We start from the raw sequence: 6,364 nt of genomic DNA on the forward strand, positions 1-6,364 counted from the left end.
GCCGCCCTGCTGGCCGCCCTGCCGACCGCCATGGTCGCCATCCTCGTCCAGGCTTTCTAAACAGCCTCTGCCTACCGCTTCCATGAAGCGGCGCCTACCGCGTCCGGCCCCTTGGCTGACACGCGAAACGCTGAAGCGGGCCACGACGGTCGACCCGGGATTCGTCCCCTCGACCGTCGGCCCCTCAAGGCAGAGAAAGATCACCCTTTGACGAGACCCTTCAAGACCGCGAAGACTTGCGCCGCGTCGGGGTTCGCCGGACCCCGCGTGGCGATCGCGCCCTCTGGTCCGGCCGGGTGACATGCGCACCATGCGCCTGCCGATCCTTCTGACATCCTCGACCCGGTTCGCCCGCATCCCCGGCTTCGCCCTGCGCGGTCCGCGCACGCTGGGCCCCGGCTCGGTCTCGAGCCTGCTCAAGATCGCTCTGGACGTCGCCTTCGTCCTGCTGATGCTGATCACCGCCATCCTGCTGCTTGCCTTCGTCGCCGCGATCTTCATTCCGCTCAGTGACGTCAACATTACCGTCACCGACGACACCGGCGGGCTGCAACAGCCCCTGACCCGAGCGCTGCTGCTGTTCGGCCTGGGTGCCCTGTCGGCCTGGTTCGGCGGCTTCCTGCTGATCCTGCGCCACTTGCGCCTCATCTTCCGCAGCCTGACCCAGGGCGATCCGTTCCAACCCGAGAACGTGCGCCGCCTGCGGGCCATCGGCTTGACCCTGGCCACGGTCACCGCCGGCGTCTGGGTCACGCAGGGGCTGGTCGCCGCCCGACTGGCCCCCGGCGTGATGGACCCGCAGGGTGTCGGCGAACTGCTGACCCCGATCTTTTCCGTCCTCGTCGTCTTCGTGCTGGCCGAGGTGTTCCGCGAGGGCGCTCGGCTGCGTCGCGAATCCGAACTCACGATCTGATAGACCGCACCCATGGCCATTCGCATCCAACTCGACCGCATCCTGCTCGAACGGCGCATGTCGCTGACGGAGCTGGCTGACCGCGTCGGCGTGACCCTGGCCAATCTGTCGATCCTGAAGACGGGCAAGGCACGAGCCATTCGCTTCTCTACCCTGGACGCACTCTGCCGCGAACTGGACTGCCAGCCCGGCGACCTGCTGGCCCATGAGCCGGGACCCCAGGCCACGGGCGAAGGCGACGACGCCTGAGGTGGCGAAACCTCCCAAGGATCTGACGACCGAGGACCGCCGCATCTGGGCCCGCGTCACGGGCTCGGTGACGCCACCGAAATTCCGCAAGGCGGCCCGCGTCATCCCCGGCGGAGCGCCCATCCCCGAAATCCTCGCCGTCGCGCCGAGCAAGGCTCCGCCGAAGCCGTCGTCTCTTCCGAAGCGGGCACCTGGCGCTCTGCGGATCTCGACGCCGCAACCGTCAGCCGTCGCCCGTCCCGCACCACACGAACTGGAGCCTCGCCGCCAGCGCCGCCTGTCGCGGGAACGCGATCCGATCCAGGCCACGATCGACCTGCACGGCTTTGGCCGGTTCGAGGCCGAGGACCAACTGCGGGCCTTCCTGTCGGGCTGCCAGGCGCGCGGCCTTTCGGCCGTTCTCGTCATTACCGGCCAGGGACGAAGGGGCGGTGGCGTGATCCGCGCCTCGGTGCACGACTGGCTTCACGCCCCCGGCCTGCGCGGCGTCGTCTCCGGCTTCGCCTGGGCCCACCGCCGCCACGGCGGCGACGGCGCCATCTACGTCACCCTGCGTAAGCGTTAGGCCACGCGACGCTCGGTATCGGCAGTCCGGCCGACCTCGTTCAGGACGCGATTCAGGGCACGCGCAAAAGCCGGGATATCGAGCGGCTTGGTCAGATAGTCGCGGAAGCCCGCCGTCTTGCCGCGTTTGATGTCGTCGGGCATGGCGCTGGCCGACAGGGCGAGCACCGGAATCCCCCGGGTCAGGGGGTCCGCATCCAGGCCGGCCTTGAGCTGAAATCCGTTCAGGCCGGGCAGGTTGATGTCCAGAAGGATGATGTCGGGCCGCAGGTCGCGCGCCAGGGCCAGACCGTCGTGGCCGGTCTCCGCGACATGCAGGCGGATCGACCCCAGGGCCGCGATCACGTGCCGCATCAGGGCGATGTTGGACGGATTGTCCTCGACGTAGAGCATCGTCGCTGCGCCGCCGGGAAGGGCGGGTGCAGCGAGTTCGGGGATTTCCGAGGCTACGATTTGCGGTGCCGTATGGCGGGCCAGTGGCAGATGCAAGGTGAAGCATGACCCCTCGCCCTCGCGGCTGGTCGCCTCCAACCGACCGTTCATGGCCTCGGCCAGCCGGCGCGACACGGTCAGGCCGATGCCTGTGCCCGCCAACGTCGAGGCCTCGCGACCCAGCCGGTTGAAGGGCTGGAACAGTTCCGCCATCCGGTCGGCGGGGATCCCGGCCCCGGTATCGCGTACCGACAGGATGACGCCGTCCCGTCCCTGGCGCAGTTCGACGATCACGTGGCCGCCGGGGCGGTTGTAGCGAATGGCGTTGGACACGAGATTGAGCAGGATCTGGCGCAGGCGGGTCCGGTCGGCGATGACACCGAAGCCGGCGACGACGGGTGGCGCTCTCAGGGTCACGCCGGCGGCCTCGGCCTCGGGTTTCAGGGACTGACAGACCTGGCGCGCGACCAGATGTGGATCGACGGCCTCGATCGACATCGACAGCTTGCCGGCCTCGATCCGGGCGAGGTCCAGCACCTCCTCGATCAGGGCCAGAAGATGCTGGCCGGCGCCGAGGATCTGTTCGACCGCCTGACGCTGGCGCAGGGTCAGGGGCTCGGTCGCGGCATTCATCCGCATCAGGTCGGCAAAGCCGATGACGGCGTTCAGGGGGGTGCGCAGCTCATGGCTCATCCCCGCCAGGAAGTCGGTCTTGGCCTGGCTGGCGGCAGCCAGGCCCCGCGCCTGCTGGTCCGACGTGGCCAGCGCCGCGCGCATCTCGCGGGTGGCCTCGGTGACGCGGGCCTGAAGCGCGTTGGTGAGCGCGCGCAGCCGGATCGCCTCGCCTCGTGCGCGCGTCGCCAGACTGATCCCGCCGAGAGCGGCGGTCAGCGCCACCGCGATAACGACCAGAATGAAACCCATGAGCAGACCCTCCCACGACAGGGTAGACGGCCACAGGTTGCTTTATCGTAAAACTCTGGGTTGCATTGTCAGCCTTGGGCGTTGCGGATGGCGGCGGCTCCGGCGAACGGGCTGATCAAGGCCGCGAACAGGCAGTATGCGCCGAGCAGGGCCAGGGCCGGCCCGACCGGCAAGCCGTCTGCGGCCCGGGCGAGAGCGCCCGAACCGAACACCACCGGCGGAATGAACAGCGGCAGGACGACGACGGCAATCAACAGGCCACCACGCCGCGCGCCGAGGGCCAACGCAGCTCCGAGCGCTCCGGTGAAGGCGAACCCCAGCCCGCCGATCCCTGCCGCCAGTGCGGTCAGGGGCGCAAGATGAAGGGGCTGGCCCAGCGCCAGGGCGGCGACCGGCGCGGCCAGGGCCAGCGGCAGGCCGGTAGCGACCCACTGGCTCAGCGCCTTGATGACAAAGACGGCCTCCAGCGACAGATGGCCCGTGGCCAGCAGGTCGAGCCCGCCGTCCTCCAGATCGCGCTCGAACAACCGCTCCAGCGACAGCAGGGACGACAGGGCCAGGGCCAGCCAGGCCGCGCCGGCCGCGACCGGTCGCAGGGTCTCGATCGCGCCCCCGGCCGCCAGCGGCAGGATGGCGGTGAGACAGGCGAAGAAGCCACAGGCCAGCAGGGGGCCGCCGCCCCCGCTCCAGGCGAGAGACAGCTCCCGCTCGAACAGGACGCGCGTGCCGCCGCGTGGACCCGGCAGCTGCGGCTCGGGCGGGCCGGGCTCGGCCCCGTCGGGCTCGCCGTCTCCCCATTTCGGCAAGGGTGGCCCATTCATGCCGGGCCCTCCAGCACAAGAGGGCGACTGGGGATGGGAAGGGGGTCGTGGACGGCGCAGACGATCAATCCGTCAGCCGCGAGATGACGGCGCATGACCTCGGCAAAGGCCTCTCGCCAATGGGCGTCGAGCGGACCGAAGGGTTCGTCCAGCAGCCACAGCGCGCGGGGCGAGCCCAGCAAACGCCCCAGGGCCAGGCGCCGTCGCTGGCCCGCCGACAGCTTGCGCACCTCGAGATCGAGCAGGGGCTTCAGACCGAAGGCCGCGACGGCGTCGTCATAGCCGTCCTGGGTGTGACCCAGCCAGTCGGACTGGAACATCAGTTCATGCCGCGCCGTGCGAGCCCCTTTGAGGCCGTCGAGGTGACCCACCAGATGCACCTCCCTGCCCCGAGCGTCGGTGGGATCGATCAGGTTGGCATCGCCGTCGCGAAACGCGACCTCGCCGCCTTCGGGGCGGATCAGGCCGGCGATCGCGCGCAACAGCGAGGTCTTGCCCGCCCCGTTCGGCCCGGTCAGGGCGACGCAGTCTCCGGCGGCGACGGTGAAATCGAGGTCGCGAAACAGGGTCCGCTCGCCACGAGCCAGGGTCAGGGCGGAGAGGGAGAGGGTGTGGATCACGGCATCGCCCTCCTGCGACCCATTCTCAATGTCCACACACCGGACGTGGATACATGGACGGCGACCTTGACCGGGGCTATAGCCGCCCCAGCCGCAGCAGGCGTTCGCCGCGCGCGTCGGGGACCTGTGCGCCCCGTCGTCGACCGCGCGAACGTGCAACCGGATTGTCGGGCGGCGTAGAGCAGAGGAAGCCTCTCGAATGCCGTCCAATGACAGCCTGAATACGCGCAAGGACCTCACGGTCGGTCGCAAGAAATACGCCTATTACAGCCTTCCCGCCGCCGAGGAAGCAGGCCTGACCGGGATTTCCCGCCTGCCGCGCTCCATGAAGGTGCTGCTGGAGAACCTGCTGCGCAACGAGGACGGGGTTTCGGTCACTGAAGCCGACCTCAAGGCCGTCGCGGCCTGGATCGACAACAAGGGCTCGGTCGAGCACGAGATCGCCTTCCGCCCCGCCCGCGTCCTGATGCAGGACTTCACCGGCGTGCCCGCCGTGGTCGATCTGGCCGCGATGCGCGACGCCATGACGGCGCTGGGTGCCGACCCCTCCAAGATCAATCCGCTGAACCCCGTTGACCTGGTCATCGACCACTCGGTCATGGTGGACAATTTCGGGACGGCCAAAGCCTTCGGCCAGAACGTCGAGCGCGAGTACGAGCGCAACATCGAACGCTACAACTTCCTGCGCTGGGGCTCGTCGGCCTTCGCCAACTTCCGCGTCGTGCCCCCCGGCACCGGCATCTGCCACCAGGTCAACCTCGAGAACCTGGCCCAGACCGTCTGGACCCTGGAAGAGGGCAAGAAGACCGTCGCCTATCCCGACACCGTCGTCGGCACCGACAGCCACACGACCATGATCAACGGCCTGGCCGTTCTGGGCTGGGGCGTCGGCGGGATCGAGGCCGAGGCCGCCATGCTGGGTCAGCCCATCCCGATGCTGATCCCCGAGGTCATCGGTTTCCGCCTGACCGGCCGCCTGCCTGAGGGCGCGACGGCGACCGACCTCGTGCTGACCGTCACCCAGATGCTGCGCAAGAAGGGCGTGGTCGGCAAGTTCGTCGAATTCTTCGGCGACGCCCTGCCCGGCCTGACCCTGGAAGACCAGGCGACCATCGCCAACATGGCCCCGGAATACGGCGCCACCTGCGGCTTCTTCCCCGTGTCGCGCGCCACCATCGACTACCTGACCGCGACCGGCCGCGACAAGGCCCGCGTCGCCCTGGTCGAGGCCTATGCCAAGGCTCAAGGCCTGTGGATCGACGAGACGAGCGAAGACCCCGTCTTCACCGACACCCTGGAACTGGACCTCGCCTCGATCGTGCCGTCGCTGGCCGGTCCCAAGCGTCCCCAGGACCGCGTCGAACTGACCACCGCAGCCCCTGAGTTCGAAGCGCACCTGACCGGCACCTTCGCCCGTCCGGCCGATGCCGAGCGCGTGTCGGTGGACGGCGAGAAGTTCACGGTCGGCGACGGTGACGTCGTCATCGCAGCCATCACCTCCTGCACCAACACCTCCAACCCGTCGGTGCTGATCGCCGCCGGTCTGGTGGCAAGGAAGGCCAATGCCTTGGGCCTCAAGGCCAAGCCCTGGGTCAAGACCTCGCTGGCACCCGGTTCTCAGGTGGTCACCGACTATCTGAACGACGCGGGCCTGACCAAGGATCTGGACGCGCTCGGCTTCAACCTGGTCGGCTACGGCTGCACCACCTGCATCGGCAACTCGGGCCCGCTGAGCCCTGCCATCTCCAAGGCGATCAACGACAACGCCCTGGTCGCGACCTCGGTCCTGTCGGGCAACCGCAACTTCGAGGGCCGGGTGAACCCCGACGTCCAGGCCAACT

Annotated in this window: 7 protein-coding genes; 4 read left to right on the top strand and 3 right to left on the bottom strand. The window is 68.9% G+C overall.

The window, feature by feature from the left end; all coding sequences use genetic code 11:
- Positions 1 to 310 precede the first annotated feature (310 nt).
- Genes JHC99_RS06925 through JHC99_RS06935 form a run of 3 tightly spaced genes read left to right on the top strand, consistent with a single transcriptional unit; the run spans position 311 to position 1,727 of the window.
- Positions 311 to 913, top strand: coding sequence for a DUF2975 domain-containing protein (locus JHC99_RS06925; protein ID WP_292152822.1), 603 nt, complete (start codon positions 311 to 313; stop codon positions 911 to 913).
- A 12-nt stretch (positions 914 to 925) separates the two neighbouring features.
- The gene (locus JHC99_RS06930; RefSeq protein ID WP_271146124.1) at positions 926 to 1,162 is read left to right on the top strand and encodes a helix-turn-helix transcriptional regulator; all 237 of its coding nucleotides are present in this window, start codon (positions 926 to 928) and stop codon (positions 1,160 to 1,162) included.
- A gap of 1 nt (position 1,163) precedes the next feature.
- Complete coding sequence (locus tag JHC99_RS06935; RefSeq protein WP_292152806.1) at positions 1,164 to 1,727, top strand: Smr/MutS family protein; 564 nt, start codon at positions 1,164 to 1,166, stop codon at positions 1,725 to 1,727.
- Here the strand turns inward: JHC99_RS06935 and JHC99_RS06940 are convergent.
- The 3 genes from JHC99_RS06940 to ccmA all read right to left on the bottom strand — a co-directional run bounded on the left by JHC99_RS06940 (position 1,724) and on the right by ccmA (position 4,523).
- On the bottom strand, positions 1,724 to 3,082 hold the full coding sequence (locus JHC99_RS06940; RefSeq protein ID WP_292152809.1) for an ATP-binding protein: 1,359 nt from the start codon (positions 3,080 to 3,082) through the stop codon (positions 1,724 to 1,726). The genes JHC99_RS06935 and JHC99_RS06940 overlap by 4 nt on opposite strands.
- Before the next feature lie 68 nt (positions 3,083 to 3,150).
- Positions 3,151 to 3,903 carry a heme exporter protein CcmB gene (gene ccmB, locus JHC99_RS06945; protein ID WP_292152812.1) on the bottom strand — a complete coding sequence of 251 codons (753 nt, stop codon included), beginning with the start codon at positions 3,901 to 3,903 and terminating at the stop codon, positions 3,151 to 3,153.
- A complete protein-coding gene (ccmA, locus tag JHC99_RS06950) occupies positions 3,900 to 4,523 on the bottom strand; it encodes a heme ABC exporter ATP-binding protein CcmA (RefSeq protein WP_292152816.1) in 624 nt (207 codons plus the stop codon). The genes ccmB and ccmA overlap by 4 nt, the downstream gene beginning before the upstream one ends.
- A 199-nt stretch (positions 4,524 to 4,722) precedes the next feature.
- On the opposite strand from ccmA, the gene acnA reads away from it, so the two are divergent.
- Positions 4,723 to 6,364 (top strand): aconitate hydratase AcnA (acnA, locus tag JHC99_RS06955; protein WP_292152819.1); only part of this gene is annotated, 1,642 nt, incomplete at its 3' end.

Source organism: Brevundimonas sp. (genome assembly GCF_016463485.1).
Classification (GTDB): domain Bacteria; phylum Pseudomonadota; class Alphaproteobacteria; order Caulobacterales; family Caulobacteraceae; genus Brevundimonas.

Coding starts and splice junctions, on each gene's coding strand:
- JHC99_RS06925 (WP_292152822.1), top strand. CDS start 311: ATGCGCCTGCCGATCCTTCTGACATCCTCGACCCGGTTCGCCCGCATC.
- JHC99_RS06930 (WP_271146124.1), top strand. CDS start 926: ATGGCCATTCGCATCCAACTCGACCGCATCCTGCTCGAACGGCGCATG.
- JHC99_RS06940 (WP_292152809.1), bottom strand. CDS start 3,082: ATGGGTTTCATTCTGGTCGTTATCGCGGTGGCGCTGACCGCCGCTCTC.
- ccmB (WP_292152812.1), bottom strand. CDS start 3,903: ATGAATGGGCCACCCTTGCCGAAATGGGGAGACGGCGAGCCCGACGGG.